This is a genomic window from Chloroflexota bacterium (assembly GCA_013152435.1).
Lineage (GTDB): Bacteria > Chloroflexota > Anaerolineae > DUEN01 > DUEN01 > DUEN01.
This window is the reverse complement of sequence record JAADGJ010000061.1, coordinates 32,972-48,268: the sequence shown is the minus strand read 5'-3', so window position 1 is coordinate 48,268 and position 15,297 is coordinate 32,972. Positions and strand designations below refer to the sequence as shown.

The window sequence follows — 15,297 nt, the reverse complement described above, 5'->3', positions numbered from 1 at the left end:
ATCATCCAGCCCTGGGTGGTGATAGCTTTCCGGCACATTCGCAGGCCGGAGGCTTAAAAGCAACATAGGTGTTCTACCGTTGAGCCCCCTTCTCTCGAACCCGGGAGAAGGGGGCCTGGGGGATGAGGGCCGTCATTGAGCATCCGGCCGTGGAGCGACGCGAGGCACAACTTCCTGTCGGTTTATGCCCGAAGATGCGATCCTATCTCGGGTAACATCTGCATCGACCCAACCGATTTATGTCGGATCAGAAGCCTATCCGAGACGAACAGATGGAAGCGGCATCACGCGAATCAGGAGCCGGAGTCCTCCAAAGACCCCGGCTCCTGATCCACCACCCAGAGGGTTGAGAGTGCGTTGACTCATTCACCACGAAGATGCGAATGGCACTGGAAACGTTTCATGCTGGCCGAAGCCCCTCATGAGGGAGGAAAGAGCCTCCCCGTTTGCGTCTCTTGGAGGCTTCTCAAAGCAGCGCCCCCACCACGCGTGCGGCCGCGGCCGACGCCAGCATCACCGGCCGGTCGACCTGCTCCCGCACCAGGGCCCGATGCGCCTCCGTATAGCCGATGCAATCCATCACGACGAGATCCACCGTCCGCCCTCGCAGGGACAGCGCGGCCTCGACGACCCGTTCCTTAGGGCCATAGGGCGATCCGGCCGCCACCGCCAGATCGGCGCATACCGGACGCCACTTCTCCTGCATGGCATCAAGCTGCTCGGGCAGCGGTGCGATCACGCCCAGCCGACGCACCGTCAGGCCGCGCACGACAGCCGGCAGCATCTTCTCCGGCTCCACCAGCAGCGCTCGAGAGCGAAACGGCGGGAACTCACCCGTGCAAAGGATGAAGATCGGATTGGCGCCCTGGGCCTCCAACGCCTCGATGCGCGCCTGCATCAGCGGCAGGATCCTCTCCCGCGCCATCGTCACCGCGCGGCCGTCCCGCAGCCGCGACGTGAGGACGTAATCGCCCGGGCCGGGCGCCAGAGCGGCGATCTCCTCGTCCGTCAGATCGTCCAGCGCGCCCGCCTGGATGATACGCACATCCGACGGCAGATGCGGGAGGACCTGCGGCAACACGTCATCCCGGGGCGATTGCCCGATGGTGAGGAGCCCCAACACAGAAGGCCTTGCCATCACGCCGCATCCTCGCGCCCCATGGTCTGCAGATGGCGCATCTCGCCGTAAAGGGCGACCAGGCGTCGGAACTCGTCCGGATCGTAGAACTGGCACTCCCCGCGCGTGAACGCCTTGGCCACCTCCACGCAGAACCGGGCGGCGGCCTCGATATCAACGATCTGGCTGGCACCCGTCGCACACCCCGGTACCGGTATCTCCGCCGTCAGCGCCACGCCCACCACCGGAGCGTCCGTCGCCGTCGCCGGCTGCAGGATGCTGTTCAGATGATCCACACCGTTGCCATAGGGGGTGATGTCCTGCATGCTCAGCGGGAAGACCACCGGAGGTCGCCCGGTGACGTAGGACATGATGCGCAGCAGATCGGCGCTCACCTTCAGGATCCATCCCTGCATCACCGTGGGGGAGATAGCGAAGCCGCGCTGATTGATGACCCAATTCCCCCGGGTGGTGTCAATGCACAGGATGGCGTCCATCTCATCGGCGACCTCGTGCCGGTTCATGGTGGCGATATCCACCGGTGAGCCCATGAACGGCACCGGCTCGTGCGGCTCCGTCGGAGCGTGCGGGCAGATGTGGGTGGCAATGACCACGTCGCCCGGCAAGCGATCGCCCGCGCGGCACAGATCGGCCAGCTTCAGCGCGCAGGTGATGGCCGTGATCGCCCCATCCGCGTCCGACACCAGCCCCAGAGCCGTCGGCCGGGCGCCGATGCCACCCAACCGGCCGATGATGCCCAATGTGGGGGCATCTCCGCCGGTCCGCTTTCCCCGCTCCCCGTACAGGACGGCCCGAACGAAGTCCGTGCGCCCCCTATCGCCCTCCACGGTGAACGTCTCCACCGTCAGCCCTCGGTTATGCAATAGGGCCGCCACATGATCGCCGTCCACAAGCGCGCTGTCCAACAGCTCATACGCTTCTATAGCCTGCTTGAGCGTCACAGATCCCCCCTCAACCTGATTCCGCGAACTGCCTCCGATACCATTCCAGGAAATCCTCCGGCGTCCCTACTGGAAATGGAAGCCGGTTCGTCCTGGGATTCCCGATCAGGTGCTTCTGATCCAATCAGCGCTCAGAGTTCTCCTCGGGGAACACGAACGAGACCAGCGGTCGGCCGACCGCCTCCTCCGCCGCCCGCAGCAGGTTGGGCCGCCTCATCCCCGACCCCAACCGCAGACGGGAGCGCGGGACGTGCAACACGAAGATCTCCTGCCCCTCCTTCACCTCCGCCGAGGACAACGGCCGGGATTCGTCAGCCGCCAGCGTGGCGATGAGATCGGGGAAGGTCCCCAATCGCTCCCCCCGGCGGTCCAGGGTCATGTACTCGTTCCAGAAGGTCAGCTGCAGATCGTCCTCCAGGTACACGGTCCCGACATCGAACCCCCCTCGGGTGACCAGGTCCACCCGGGCAACCCGGGCGCGAGCGACGATCCGCCCGCCCAACGTCTCCGCCACCGCCTGCGCCGCGGCCTCCGGATCGGACGCCGCCAACAGGGCCTGGCCGACCTCCACTGCCCGGGCCAGCGCTCCCGGCGCGCCATGCTCCCGCGCATACGCCATGGTGACCGGATTGCGGGCCACCCCTACCAGGCCGCCCGCCTCCACCGCGGCCTGGCGCACCAATCGCGCCGCGCGACGTAGATCGCCCTCCACATACAGCCGCACCCGACGACCGGCATGAGGGTTACCACCCACCGCCGCCTGGCGAGAGACATAGTTCGGAAGCTCGTCCAGCCCCATCGCCCCCATCAGCCCGGTGGGATGTGCGCGGCCGTTGCACGGGCAATCCACCACGGGCAGGCCTGAAAGCGCCGATTGCAGCCAGCCGTTGACGGTGGCCATGCCGCCGTTTTCATTCGTAATGAGCCCGCCCACCGGCTTGTCCATGTGCTCCTGCAAGAGGTTCAAGGCGTCCACGTAATCGATCGGCTTGATGAACTGCTCCGACGCGGCCGGGGCCCCCACCGCGGAGACGGTCACGACGAGCACGTCGTTCGCCAGCGAATCCGCCGGCAGGACGCGCGGCTGTCCCATCTCCAGCGCCAGTTGCGCCAGCTGAAGCCCATTCTCGATGTCACCGCCGCCACCGCCGCCCAACACCGCGCCGCCGAAAGCGGCCATGCGGGCGACCTCCATGGTGAGTGGCTGCTCGTACAGTCTGTTTGCGGTCCCCATAATCACCATTCCCCAAACTCAGTACCCTGGCACGCCCAACGCGCGACAGGCGGCCACGACGTCCGGTCGGACGTACACCCCTTCCTCCTCCAGCGGCTCGCCGTCCAGGTAGATGGACGGGTTGAGCACGATGCCATCGGTGTGTCCCCCGGCATCCCAGCCCGGGCCGCCGATCTGCTTCCCCTGGCTGCCGATGCCAAACTCGATGCAGCCGAACACCCGCTCATCCTCGACGATGCGCCCCGTGGGCCGGGTCACGCCGGGGTTGAACCCCAGCGAGTAGTGCGCGATGCGATAGATGTTCGGATTGTCAAAGGAGGCGAACCAGCGCTCCAGCACCTTCGCCTCGGGTCCCCCCTCCACCCGGGTCACACGCCCCTGTTCCACCGTCAGGCGCACGGGCTGACGAAGCAGGCCGATCTCCTTGGGAGGCCAGAGGGCACCATCGAACACCAGCGTGCCGTTGATGGTCTCCTCCAGCGGGCACCAGGAGATCTGTCCGCCCAGCATGATGGGCTCGCCGGGCGTATCCGCCAGCTTGCCGGAGTAGCGGATCTTGCGTCCGCCCATGCGCGCCACCAGATCCGTGCCCGCCGGGCTGGTGACCCGGATCTCGTCCGCCTGGGCGATGGCCGCGCCCAACACGTGGCTGAGCTCGATCATCTTGGGATAATCCACATTGGCGATGGTGCGGACCATCATGTCCACATCCATGCCGGTCAGGCAGATGTAGCGACATCCGTTCGCCAACGCGGCCTTGTACGCCTCCGTGTGCAGGATGTACGCTACGGCGTACTCGATCCACACATCGGCGCGGGCGATGGCTCCCGCCACCGGAGGCGGGGGCTCCATGACCGCGTCCGGGCGCCCCTCGTACCAGACGACGACCGGGCTGGCGCCCGCCGCGAACGCGGCCCTGGCCGTGGCCTCGGCTACCCGCCAATCACTGGAGGTGTCCACGGTGATCACCACGTTCTCGCCCGGCTTCACCAGCATCACGTCCTCGATCAGCCGACGAGCGCCGCGAGCTAGCTCAAACGACAGGTACGTCGGGGTGGGTTCCGTGCCAATCGCGAGTTCCATACGCGTTACGCCTCCTCGATCAACAGCTGACCATTCTCCATCACCGGACGGCCGTCCAGCCAGAAGCTGGCCCTGGGGACCACGAAATCCTGGTGGAAGTCCGCGCTCACCCGTCCGCCCATGTGCGAGTTATCCCCCAGCGCCAGATGCACCGTCCCCATGATCTTCTCCGCCTCTAAAGTGATATCCACACGCCGGGCGTTCGGGTTTGTGCCAACGCCGAACTCGCCCAGGTTCCGGCGCTCCCGATAGGGCGACGACGGATCGCCCGGGCGCAGCAGATCGCGCAGGTCCTCTCCCACGCGGCCGCCGCCGTCGATGGCCACCAGCTCGCCGTTCTCGATATGTAGCGTCATGAGCTCCTCCAGGCGAGCGTGCCACCCCGGGACGACCACGATCCGCCCTCGCCCGGAGCCCTCCACCGGCGTGCAGTACGCCTCCCCGGCCGGGAGATTCCCCCACGCGCCAGGGCGATCGTAAATGCCCGCATCCACCTGTCCCGGCCGGTCGGCCACGCTGAAGCGGATATCCGTCCCGTCCGGGGACGTGACGCGTACCTCCTCCGCCCCGGTGATGGCCCGGGCGATGGCCTGGGTGCGCCGCTCCACGGCCATGTAATCCACATCCATCGGCCCGCCCGGCTCGAACATCTCCGGCAAGAAGCGCGGCATGGAGGCCACGCGAGCGCCCGCCCGACACGCCCCTTCCCGGGCATCCGTGTGGGAGAGGGAGAAAGACGTGATCGCGATGACGACTTGCGCCTGGCGCATGGCCGCCGCCACATCCGGCGGCGGCTCCTTACCGCTCTGGCCGGTGGAGGGAAAGGCCAGGAAGGTCACGGAGGAGTCGGGAAAGCGATCCCGGGCGATATCCGCCACAGCCCGCCCCAGCAGCGTCCGTCGGCAGATGCTTTCCAACAGCGACGGATCCGCCGAACACCACTGCATCTCATTGGGATAATCGCTGACGACCAGCAGCCGCTCCCCCGCTCGCAGCCCCATATTCACCTGCAACATCCGGACCACGGCATCCTGAATGACATCGGCGTCGATCAACGTCATGACAGCTCAACCTCCGAAACAGAGCACATTAAGTAGAGGCGCTCCGCCGGTGGCAGCGCCACACCTGAGCGCGACGTGTGGCAAAGACCGTCACGGGCGCCTTTGACCGCTTCCCTGGGAAGGCCCGGGGGGACGACTCGTCAGCTCGCCTCCGCTACAGCCTCTGGCCTGCCCGGGCCCAGCCCGCTGCTACGCGGGCGCATACTCGGGGTCGTACAGATGGCAGCGCACGAGATGTCCCTCTGCCACCACGCTCTCCCGCGGGACCACGCGATCGCACGGGGCGAAGCGGGCCGGACAGCGCGGGTGAAAGGCGCATCCGGGAGGCACATGGGCAGCGCTGGGGATCTCGCCCTGCAAAGGGACCTTCTGGGGGATCGCGGCCAGCTCCTCCTCGTCCAGCGCCGGGATGGCGGACAGCAGCGCTCGCGTGTAGGGGTGCGCCGGGTTGGCGTACAGGATCTCCGTGGGCGCCTGTTCCACGATGCGCCCCAGGTACATCACCCCCACCCGGGTGGCCAGGTTCCGCACCACCCGCAAATCGTGGGTGATGAAGAGGTACGTCAGCCCTAACTCCGCCTGCAACCGCTTGAGCAGGGCGATGATCTTGGCCTGCACGGACACGTCCAGAGCCGATGTGGGCTCATCCAGGACGATGAAGGCCGGATTGAGGGCAAGCGCCCGGGCGATCCCCACCCGCTGTTTCTGGCCGCCGCTGAGCGCGTTGGGATAGCGATAGGCGAACTCCACCGGCAGCTCCACCAGGTGAAGCAGCTCCTCCACCCGGCTGGCCCGCTGGGCCGCGTCGCCGATCTTATGGATCACCAACGGATCCTCAATGATGTCCTTCACACGGCGACGCGGGTTCAAGGAGGAGGTAGGGTCCTGATACACCATCTGCATCCGACGACGGACGGGCCGCAACGCCGCGTCGTCCAGATGGGCGATATCCTGTCCGCCGAACCAGATCTCCCCGGCCGTAGGACGCAGGACCCGGATCAACAGCTTGCCGATGGTGGTCTTGCCCGACCCGGATTCCCCCACCAACGCCAGCGTCTCGCCGGGCATGATGGTGAGGTCCACCTGGTCCACGGCCCGGACGGCCCCGACCTGCCGCTGCAGGACGATGCCGCGATAGATCGGAAAGTGTTTGGTCAGCCCTCGCGCCGCCAGCAGATATCCGTTCTCAGGCTGGCTCACGACGCACCCCCTGCTGAGTCATCGGAATACAGGTGGCAGGCCACGAAATGCTCCGGCGCCATCTCGATGGGCTCCGGCCGCACGTCCTGGCAGTGAGGCATGCGGCGCGGGCAACGGTCGTAGAAGCGGCACCCCCGCAACGGCGAGCGATAATCCGGGATGCGCCCCTCGATCCCCTCCCCCAATCGGCCGGTCAGCCGGGGGATCGAATCGAGCAGGCCCCGCGTGTAGGGGTGATACTGCTCGCGAAACAGGGATTCGGCCGGCGCCGTCTCCGCCACCTGGCCCGCGTACATCACGTAGATCCGATCGCACAGAGACCGGGCCACGCCCAGATCGTGGGTGATGTAGAGGACGGAGATCCCCTCGCTGGCGACCAGATCCCGGATCAGGGCCAGGATCTGATCCTGGATGGAGACGTCTAACGCGGTCCCAGGCTCATCGGCGATGACCAGCTCCGGGCGATTGATCAGGGCCAGGGCGATCAACACCCGCTGCCGCATCCCGCCCGATAGCTGCACCGGATACCGGTTCAACATCTCCCGCGGCGTGGGGATACGCACCTTGTCCAGCATCTCCACCACCCGATCCTCGATCCGTCTGCGCTCCTCGCGGTCCAGCGAACGGCGCAGGTAGTGGAGCAACCCCACCCGAGAGACGCCCTGCCAGCGGATCACATCGCTCAACTGCTCGCCGATGGTGAACACCGGGTTCAACGAGCTCATGGGGTCCTGGAAGATCATGGAAATGCCGCGGCCGCGCACCTGGGTCTGCATCGCCTGCGGGTCCAGGTCCAGCAGGTTCTGCCCCTTGAAGAGGATCTCCCCCTGCGTGATGCGAGCGGTGCCGGGCAACAGCCCCATCACCGCCCGGGCCGTCACCGACTTGCCGCATCCCGTCTCCCCCACCAGGCCAACCGTCTCCCCCCGGCGCACATACAGGCTGACCCCATCGATGACGCGAGCCAGGCCCTCGTATCCGCCGAACTCGACGTGAAGATCGCGCACGTCCAACAGGAACTCGGCCATCACACCCCCCAGCGCTCGACTTCCACATCGAAGATGTCCCGCAGCCCGTCCCCCAGCAGGTTGAAGCCGAGGACGGTGACGAAGATGGCCAGTCCGGGGAAGGTGGCCGCCCACCAGGCTCCGGGCAGATACACACGCCCCTCGGCGATGGACGTCCCCCAGGCCGGTGAGGGCGGCTGGGCCCCCAACCCGAGGAACGAGAGGCTGGCGCCGATCAGGATCACGAATCCCATATCCAGGGTCCCTTTGACCAGGATCGGGGAGAGCACGTTCGGGAGGATCTCCTTGAACGCGATGCGCAAACGGCCGGCGCCCAGAGAGTACGCGGCCTCGACGAACAGCTCCTCCTTGACCGACAGCACCTCGCCGTACACCAGCCGGGTGAACCACGGCCACCAGCCAAAGGCGATGGCGACCATGGAAGTGGTCAGGTTGGGCGTCAGCGCCGCGCTCACGGCCAATGCCAGCACCAGAGGCGGGATGGCCAGGAAGATGTCGGTCGTTCGCATGATGATCGTGCTCACCCGGCCGCCCCAATACCCGGCGATCAGCCCCAGCGGGACGCCGATCCCGATGGCGATGGAGAGCACCACGATCCCCAACACCAGGGAGATCCGGGCGCCGAAGACCACGCGCGTCAGCACGTCACGGCCGATCTCATCGGTGCCGAAGAGGTGCTTCATGCTGGGCGGCTCATGAGCGTTGGCGAAGTGAACCGCGTTCCCCGCATCCTCGGGGTACGGGGTGATGTACGGGGCGAAGATGGCGGCCAGGATCACAGTCAACACGATCCCCAGGCCGACCAGGGAGACCGCGCTCCGGCGCATCCGATACCAGGCGCGCCGCCACTCCTCCCGGCGTCCCGCCTGCAACCTCATGGGATCGCCCACCGAGGCCGCCAAAGCGTTCGTGCCACCTTGATCTGTGCTCATCTAGCGCGCTCCCAAACGGATGCGTGGATCCAGGAACCCGTAGAGCAGATCCACCACGAAATTCACGAGGAGATAAGCGATACCGACCACGGTCGTCACCGCCACCACCGCGTTGAAATCCTTGTAAATGACCGCCTGCGCGCCGTACCGGGCCATGCCCGGCCACGCGAACACGAACTCCACCAGAAAGGCGTTCCCCAGGAGGAACCCATATGTCAACCCGATGATGGTCAGCGTGGAGGTGAACGCGTTCTTCAACATGTACTTATAAACGATGAGGTTCTCAGGCAGTCCATAGGCGCGAGAGGCCTGGATATACTCCATCCGCATCTGCTCGATCATCGAGGCGCGGGTGAGCCGCATGATCTGGGCCAGCGTGGCCAGCGAGAGGGTGAAGGCGGGCAGCGCGATATGCCTGAGGCTGTCCCAGAACGCGCGGGCATCCCCGGTCAACAGGCTATCCAGCAGATACAACCCGGTGATGTGTTGGGGCGGTTGGCTGGCCCGCCCGATGGTGGGCAAGATCCCCAGCCAATAGGCGAACACCAGCTGCAACAGGATGCCCAACCAGAAGCGGGGCAGCGCCACACCGGATAACGCCAGCACCCGGGTCCCCTGATCCTGCCAGGCGTCCTTGTGCAATGCGGAGGTGATGCCCAGCGGTATGCCCACCAGCACGGCGAAGACCATGGCCACCGTGGTCAGCTCGAAGGTCGCCGGAAAGAAATCTCGAATATCCTTGATAACATCACGATTTGTGCGCAACGATCGGCCGAGCTGACCGTGGGTCAGGCCACGCAGGTAGTTCAGGTACTGGATATGGATCGGCTGATCCAACCCCAATTCTTTGCGATACGCCTCGATCTGCTCCTGCGTAGCCTCCGGCCCCAGCGCCAAACGCACTGGATCGCCGGGGACCACCCGAGAGAGGATGAAGATCAGGATCGAGATCCCCAACAGGACGGGGATCATCTGCAGCAAGCGTCGAATCAGGTACTCGTAGTACATGGGCCATACCCCAACGGGCCGGTGGGGGCAAAGCGATGCCCTGCCCCCACCAGCGCCACATCTCAGACGTCAGTCCTCGATACGTAGCGTGTAGAACGACAGATCCCAGCCCAGCAGGCCCACGTACGTATAGCCCTTCACGCGGTTGCGATAGGCGATGCGATGGGCCGGGTTGGCGATGTAGATGCTGGGCGCGTCCATGACGATCTTGCGCTGCGCTTCCTTGTAGAGCTCGATCTGCTCCTCAGGATCGACCGTGGCTCGCGCCTTCTCCAGAAGCGCCGTCACCTCCGGGTTGTCGTACCAGGACAGACAGCGATAGCTCCCCCAGCACGACGGGTGATACATACCGTAGGTATGGCTATCCGGATGGGGGTACTTCAGCGTGTCGAAGATGCCGGTCAGGTGAGGCGAGGTCTCCACGCTGGTCGCGGCCTCGGTGATGTTCGCCCACTGCACGGGGTTGATGTTGAGCTTGATGCCCAGTTCCTGCAGGTTGGACGCCAGCAGGAGGCCGATCTTGCGCTCCATGGGCACCGAAGCCGGGAACCAGTAATCCAGCTCCACCTCGCCCGGCTTGAACCCGGACGCCTCGAAGTGCTTCTTGGCCTCCTCCATGTCCTGGTAGTAGACGAACACGTCATCCGCATGGCCCCAGGCCCGCACGGGCACCGGACCTGCCGCCTGCACGGAGCCGGGGATGATCTCCTTGACGGCCGTCTCGTAGTCGAACGCGTAGGCGATGGCCTTGCGCAGGTGGATGTTATCCGTGGGCGCCTTCTGGGTGTTCATGGGCAGATGGAAGAGCTGCACGCTGGGATCGACCTGGACGGTGATGTCCGGGTTCTTGGCCAGCTCCTCGTAGCTCTCCACGGTCATCCACTGGTCGACCATGTCGGCCTCACCCGACTGGAGCAGGGTCTTCTTGGTCGCCTCCTCCGTGACGATCAGGTAGTTCACCTTATCGATCTGGCCGGGCTCCCATCCCTTCCAGTAGTCGGGGAATCGCCGGAAGACGAACTTCGAACCGCGCTCCCAGGCCTCCTTCACGTACGGGCCGGACCCGGCCTCGTTCTCCTCCAGGAACGCCTGGCCATAATCCTGCATCTCGCCGAAGTCGCCCGGCTGCAGGTTGGCCATCACCAGATCCTTGTTGACGATGAAGAGCTGGATCAGCGTGGCCAGGAAGGGGGCGTAAGGCTGCTTCAGATGGAAGACGACGGTGTAGTCGTCCGGCACCTCGATGCTGCCCGGCTCCAGGACGCCGTTCCACAGCCAGGAGAAGCCCTTCTTCAGCGCCAGCATCCGCTCCATGGAGAACTGCACGTCCTCCGCGGTGAGCTCGCTGCCATCATGGAACTTGATCCCCTGGCGGATCTTGAAGGTGTAGGTCAGACCATCATCGGAGACGGTCCAGCTCTCCGCCACCCACGGCCCTGGCTCCATGGAGTTCTCCTCCAGCTTCGGGCGCACGAGCGGATCGTACAGGTTGATGACCGCGTGGAGGGAGGACTCATCCACGTGCTTGGCCGGGTCGATGGTGCTGACGACCTGGCCCTCTACATACGTGAAGACCACTTCCTGGGGTTCCTCGGCCGCGGGTGCCTCCTCGGCCGGCTGAGTCGCCTCCTCAGCCGCGGGGGCCTCCGCCGGAGCTGGCGTGGAGGGGGCACAGGCTGCCAGCAACAACGCCAACACGACGATCAAGCTGGGCAGGACCAGCCACTGACGAGAGTCTCTCATGTTCAGACCTCCTCTCGGTGATGATTGTATGAAGCGGATACGACGACCACGCGATCTCTCTGCAAGACACCACCTCCTCTCCAGCGAACTGGTTGGGGAAGGCGAAACAAACCCATCTCTGAATGCCATCACAACGGGAGACGCCCGCCTCGATCAGAGCCCGGCCCGGCCGGACTGCGGCACCCGCCAGGCCAGCAGCCGCTGTGAGATCGCCTCCGCGGTGGCCTGGAGCCGGGTCAGCATCTCCGGCCAGCGATCATCGCCGAACCGCTCGCTGGGGCCGGCCAGGCTGAGCGCGGCCACGACCTCGTGATTGCTGTTCCTGAGCGGCACCGAGAGGGCGGACATCCCCGGCGTCAACTCCGAGGAGCTCAACGCATATCCCTGACGCCGGATCTCGGCCAGGGAAGCGCGTAGCGCATCGGGATCGACCAGTGTGTTCGGCGTGTAAGCCTTCAGCCCCTTGGCGATGATCGCCTCGATCTCCTCCTCCGGCAGGTAGGCCATGAGCAACCGATTCGACGCGCCGGCGTACAGGGGATATCGTCCACCGATCTCCATGGTCAGCCGGAGCAGGTGCGGGCTCTCCGCTCGATCGATGCATACGCTCTCATGGCCGCTCACGACGGTCAGGAAGGCCGTCTCACGCACGGCGCGCACCAGGTCCTCCATGAAGGGATGGGCGATCGTACGCAGGTCGATGTTGGACAAAACCAGGTTGCCCAACTCCACGAAGCGGAATCCAAGACGGAATCGTCCGCTGGCCGGCTGGCGCATCACATATCCGTACCGCTCGAACGTGGTGAGGATTCGATAGACGATGCTCTTGTGCAGGCCCAGGGTCTCGGCCATGCACGTGTAGTCCCACTCCGGCTGTTCCACGCTGAAGAGGGAGAGAACTTGAAGAGCCCGATCTAACGTCTTAAGATGAGAAACGGACGATTCCGGCATAGCCCTATCACACCATAGGATCGTTTTCACCCGGTGGCTCAGGAGGTTGCCCCGCCGGAGCACCGCCCGGCTCTCCGGCAAGCGCCTACAACCCCCGAAGCCCCTTACACGCGAGGATAACACCCGCCCTCCAGGGGCACCCTATCCGCACGCCTCCTGCAGGACCGCAGGATCCTCTTCATTCACTTGTTCGCCACGCCTTTGGGGAGAGAAATCAACCATGTGGCCAGGACGGATGTCCCGGCCTGCGAGGTAATGAGCTGCGAAAATAGAATTCCCGTTTCTATTTCCGAAACCGGCACTATTGTAATGCAGAGCCGCCATGATGGCAAATGATCGGGCAGAATCCGCTTCCGACGGCTCCTACTCTGCATACTGCAGGGGGATTGCCTAACCGGGACAATCATGGTACGCTGCAAGCAGGACTGCCGGCATGGCGGCATCGCTTTGCACTGAAGGAAAGGTGCTCGCACAGCCCTCGTGGAGGAACACGGACATGAGAGGAATGCGGTGGACACTCCTTGGCCTGGCGCTGGTCGGCGTCATCCTATCCAGCTGCACCAGTCAGGGAGCCCCCGTGATCGTGGAGTGGACCACTGAAACCGAGGTGGACACCGTAGGGTTTAATTTGTACCGCGCGGAATCGCCAGACGGCCCCTTCGAGAAGATCAATCAGGATCTGATCCCGGCCTCCTCGGATCCCCTCGCTGGCGGGCACTACGTTTACACGGACACCAACGTGATCGCGGGGCGCACGTATTACTACGAGCTCGAGGACGTGGAGGCCACGGGGGTGACCACGCGCCACGGTCCCATCGTCATCACGGCCCAGCCCCGATGGCCGCGCTGGATCTGGGCGATCCTCGGCGTCTCCATCGCGCTGCTGATCGCGTTCTGGCGAGGAAGGAGCCATCGGCCGCGTCCGGCTCGGGACTCGACCTCACCAGGCTCGTGAGTCCCGATCACCCGTCATCCGCAGCTTCCCTCACACCTCCCCGCTCCGAGATCTCCCGCCGAAGGCTCCGGAGCCACCTGTCCAGATCGTCATCCAACGAGACGCGCAGGCAGGTCCAGCCCGCGGGCAACGGCTCCCCCAGGATATCCCGTGCCGTTACAACCACGCCCCCCGTGCGACACGGCACGGCGAGCGGCGCCCGATAGGACGCCCTCCCCTCCTCTAACGGATACTCTCGTTCGGCCAGGATCCCCTGCGCTTTCAGCTCCGCCCACAGTCGCTCCTGAATCGGATTGCCCATCCACAGATCGTTGATCTCCTCCGCGTGCAACAGGCGTGATAGCGTGGTCGGGATAAAGGTGATCCGCCGAAGACGCCGACTGGGGATCGGATGCGGCAAACGCTGCAGGGGGCCGATCTCCAGCTTGTAATAACGGTCCTTCGCCCGCGGATGATCGATCTCCTCCGGCAGAAGCTCCGCGCGGGTCACAATGCGATAGCTCCGGGTCGGCGCATAATAATGAACCGCCCAGGCCTCCTCCCCGAAGACCCGCGTCTGATAGAACGCCAGGTAGTCCGCCGCCACCAGACGAGGGGCTCGCGCCAGCGGGATCCGATACCAGCCCGCGTCTCGGGCCAGGGCGAAATCACGCAGGTTGTTCATCACCGCCACCAGCACGCGGGGATCATCATCCTGCCCCTCCGGCCACGGCGCATACGGCTCGGCGGGCTCCGCTGCGCGGGCGGCGGAGGGCATGAGCGAAGCCGCCAACTCCGGGGCGTAACGGGCCAGATCCGCCTGCAGGCGCAGCGCCGCCAGGTCACGCGCCCGGGCCTCCAGCATCACATCGAAGGATCGCTTCCCCTCCGCCACTTGCAGGAAGTGGATGAACTCAAAGGGGTTCACATAATCGGCATGCTGCGTCCAGGACGGCGGCTGCAGCCGAACCCCTGCCTTGGTCCGGATCTGGCGCACCTCCGTCCGAGGCGAGGAGAAGTGCACTTTGGGCCGCACATGATCCGGCCATGTACTCAATGCCATCTCCAGGGCCTCATCCAAAGGGATGCGATCCGGGTTGTGCACCAGATGGTGCAGGGAGTCGAACACCACGCGCACGCCGCAGCGCTGATGGATGCGGTACACGTCCAACAACGAAAAGAGCGCGTCGTCGTTCTCCAGCGCCAGGCGATCGCGCACGAACGAGGGCAGACGGAGGTATCGGCTCACCCAGCGCGCTATGGCGGCCTCCCGATCTTCGTAGCGTCCCCCCACATGCACGACGATGACCGCCTCGGGGCCCTGCCCCATGGCATCCAGGATGCGGGCCAGGCCGGTCACATGGCGAAGGGAGCGCCGGGCCACGGCTTCGTCGGAGGCGTTCAGCACCACGTGGGCGCCCGGGTGAAAGGACAGCCGCACTCCCAACGCGGAGGCCATCTCCCCCACGAAGGCCAATTCCTCCACACACGCATCGATCTGATGGGCGAACTCAGGCAGGTCCGGATGGGCCAGATAGGGCGCCAGATCGGCGGCCATGCGGTACATGCGCAAGCCCGATCGCTCCAGATACTTCAGGATATCCCGCAGGTACGCCAGGCTGACGCTGAGATGGGGCGCGTTCTGCCATCGTCGGGTATCGTGGGACTTCAGCCCGGCCTGCCCCAATACCTTCACCGGGAAACCAATGCGCATCATGTCCCTCCTGCAGAGATCACCGTATTGTGGCCGCCGGGAGTCACCAGTGGCTCTCGACCATCCGCTGAGAGGAGTCAAAAGGCTAGGATGACCACATGGCCGAGGTGAATCATCGCTTGACTCGCCATAGCGGCCCCGCTATAATGGGCGCGACCGGGGGGAGGGGTAGTGATCGCTTCCCGTCGACCCATCACCTGAGTTCCTTGGCCCCTATCCACTCGATCGAGACGTGCTCATGCCATCGGAAACCTGGCACGCGCTTTGGGACAACACCGCCATCGCCGCTACAAGCCCTCGCCCACGGCTTCCAGGTCGGGAGACCGCAGG

Annotated in this window: 13 protein-coding genes; 1 reads left to right on the top strand and 12 read right to left on the bottom strand. The window is 65.2% G+C overall.

Features of this window, described 5'->3' with window-relative positions; genetic code table 11:
• Positions 1-466: 466 nt before the first annotated feature.
• The 11 genes from GXP39_08495 to GXP39_08445 form a co-directional block, all read right to left on the bottom strand.
• Positions 467-1,138, bottom strand: a complete 672-nt coding sequence (locus tag GXP39_08495; protein NOZ28076.1) for an AroM family protein — start codon at positions 1,136-1,138, stop codon at positions 467-469.
• On the bottom strand, positions 1,138-2,079 hold the full coding sequence (locus GXP39_08490; protein NOZ28075.1) for a DUF1177 domain-containing protein: 942 nt from the start codon (positions 2,077-2,079) through the stop codon (positions 1,138-1,140). The genes GXP39_08495 and GXP39_08490 overlap by 1 nt, the downstream gene beginning before the upstream one ends.
• 124 nt (positions 2,080-2,203) lie before the next feature.
• Entirely contained in the window at positions 2,204-3,274 is a 1,071-nt protein-coding gene (locus GXP39_08485) for a DUF917 family protein (protein NOZ28074.1), read from the bottom strand.
• Between the two features lie 57 nt (positions 3,275-3,331).
• Positions 3,332-4,396: a hypothetical protein gene (locus tag GXP39_08480; protein ID NOZ28073.1), complete on the bottom strand. Its 1,065-nt coding sequence runs from the start codon at positions 4,394-4,396 to the stop codon at positions 3,332-3,334.
• Positions 4,397-4,401: 5 nt separating this feature from the next.
• Positions 4,402-5,457 carry a hypothetical protein gene (locus GXP39_08475; protein ID NOZ28072.1) on the bottom strand — a complete coding sequence of 352 codons (1,056 nt, stop codon included), beginning with the start codon at positions 5,455-5,457 and terminating at the stop codon, positions 4,402-4,404.
• Positions 5,458-5,646: 189 nt separating this feature from the next.
• Complete coding sequence (locus tag GXP39_08470) at positions 5,647-6,657, bottom strand: ABC transporter ATP-binding protein (protein NOZ28071.1); 1,011 nt, start codon at positions 6,655-6,657, stop codon at positions 5,647-5,649.
• Positions 6,654-7,685, bottom strand: coding sequence for an ABC transporter ATP-binding protein (locus tag GXP39_08465; protein ID NOZ28070.1), 1,032 nt, complete (start codon positions 7,683-7,685; stop codon positions 6,654-6,656). The genes GXP39_08470 and GXP39_08465 overlap by 4 nt, the downstream gene beginning before the upstream one ends.
• Positions 7,685-8,563: an ABC transporter permease gene (locus tag GXP39_08460; protein ID NOZ28069.1), complete on the bottom strand. Its 879-nt coding sequence runs from the start codon at positions 8,561-8,563 to the stop codon at positions 7,685-7,687. Before GXP39_08460 ends, GXP39_08465 begins: the two co-directional genes overlap by 1 nt.
• A 54-nt stretch (positions 8,564-8,617) precedes the next feature.
• Entirely contained in the window at positions 8,618-9,625 is a 1,008-nt protein-coding gene (locus GXP39_08455) for an ABC transporter permease (GenBank protein NOZ28068.1), read from the bottom strand.
• Positions 9,626-9,694: 69 nt separating this feature from the next.
• The gene (locus tag GXP39_08450; protein ID NOZ28067.1) at positions 9,695-11,368 is read right to left on the bottom strand and encodes an ABC transporter substrate-binding protein; all 1,674 of its coding nucleotides are present in this window, start codon (positions 11,366-11,368) and stop codon (positions 9,695-9,697) included.
• Positions 11,369-11,521: 153 nt separating this feature from the next.
• Positions 11,522-12,319 (bottom strand): IclR family transcriptional regulator, encoded by a 798-nt coding sequence (locus tag GXP39_08445; protein ID NOZ28066.1) that lies wholly within the window; start codon positions 12,317-12,319, stop codon positions 11,522-11,524.
• 505 nt (positions 12,320-12,824) lie between these two features.
• Between GXP39_08445 and GXP39_08440 the strand changes: the two genes are divergently transcribed.
• Complete coding sequence (locus tag GXP39_08440) at positions 12,825-13,274, top strand: hypothetical protein (GenBank protein ID NOZ28065.1); 450 nt, start codon at positions 12,825-12,827, stop codon at positions 13,272-13,274.
• A 7-nt stretch (positions 13,275-13,281) separates the two neighbouring features.
• On the opposite strand, the gene GXP39_08435 is transcribed toward GXP39_08440, so the two are convergent.
• Entirely contained in the window at positions 13,282-14,970 is a 1,689-nt protein-coding gene (locus GXP39_08435; GenBank protein ID NOZ28064.1) for a hypothetical protein, read from the bottom strand.
• Between the last annotated feature and the right edge of the window lie 327 nt (positions 14,971-15,297).

Bases quoted from the DNA above. Each gene is read 5' to 3' on its own strand.
- GXP39_08440 (NOZ28065.1), top strand. From the start codon at position 12,825: ATGCGGTGGACACTCCTTGGCCTGGCGCTGGTCGGCGTCATCCTATCC.
- GXP39_08450 (NOZ28067.1), bottom strand. From the start codon at position 11,368: ATGAGAGACTCTCGTCAGTGGCTGGTCCTGCCCAGCTTGATCGTCGTG.
- GXP39_08460 (NOZ28069.1), bottom strand. From the start codon at position 8,563: ATGAGGTTGCAGGCGGGACGCCGGGAGGAGTGGCGGCGCGCCTGGTAT.
- GXP39_08485 (NOZ28074.1), bottom strand. From the start codon at position 3,274: ATGGAGGTCGCCCGCATGGCCGCTTTCGGCGGCGCGGTGTTGGGCGGC.
- GXP39_08435 (NOZ28064.1), bottom strand. From the start codon at position 14,970: ATGATGCGCATTGGTTTCCCGGTGAAGGTATTGGGGCAGGCCGGGCTG.
- GXP39_08465 (NOZ28070.1), bottom strand. From the start codon at position 7,685: ATGGCCGAGTTCCTGTTGGACGTGCGCGATCTTCACGTCGAGTTCGGC.
- GXP39_08475 (NOZ28072.1), bottom strand. From the start codon at position 5,457: ATGACGTTGATCGACGCCGATGTCATTCAGGATGCCGTGGTCCGGATG.
- GXP39_08480 (NOZ28073.1), bottom strand. From the start codon at position 4,396: ATGGAACTCGCGATTGGCACGGAACCCACCCCGACGTACCTGTCGTTT.
- GXP39_08455 (NOZ28068.1), bottom strand. From the start codon at position 9,625: ATGTACTACGAGTACCTGATTCGACGCTTGCTGCAGATGATCCCCGTC.
- GXP39_08495 (NOZ28076.1), bottom strand. From the start codon at position 1,138: ATGGCAAGGCCTTCTGTGTTGGGGCTCCTCACCATCGGGCAATCGCCC.
- GXP39_08445 (NOZ28066.1), bottom strand. From the start codon at position 12,319: ATGCCGGAATCGTCCGTTTCTCATCTTAAGACGTTAGATCGGGCTCTT.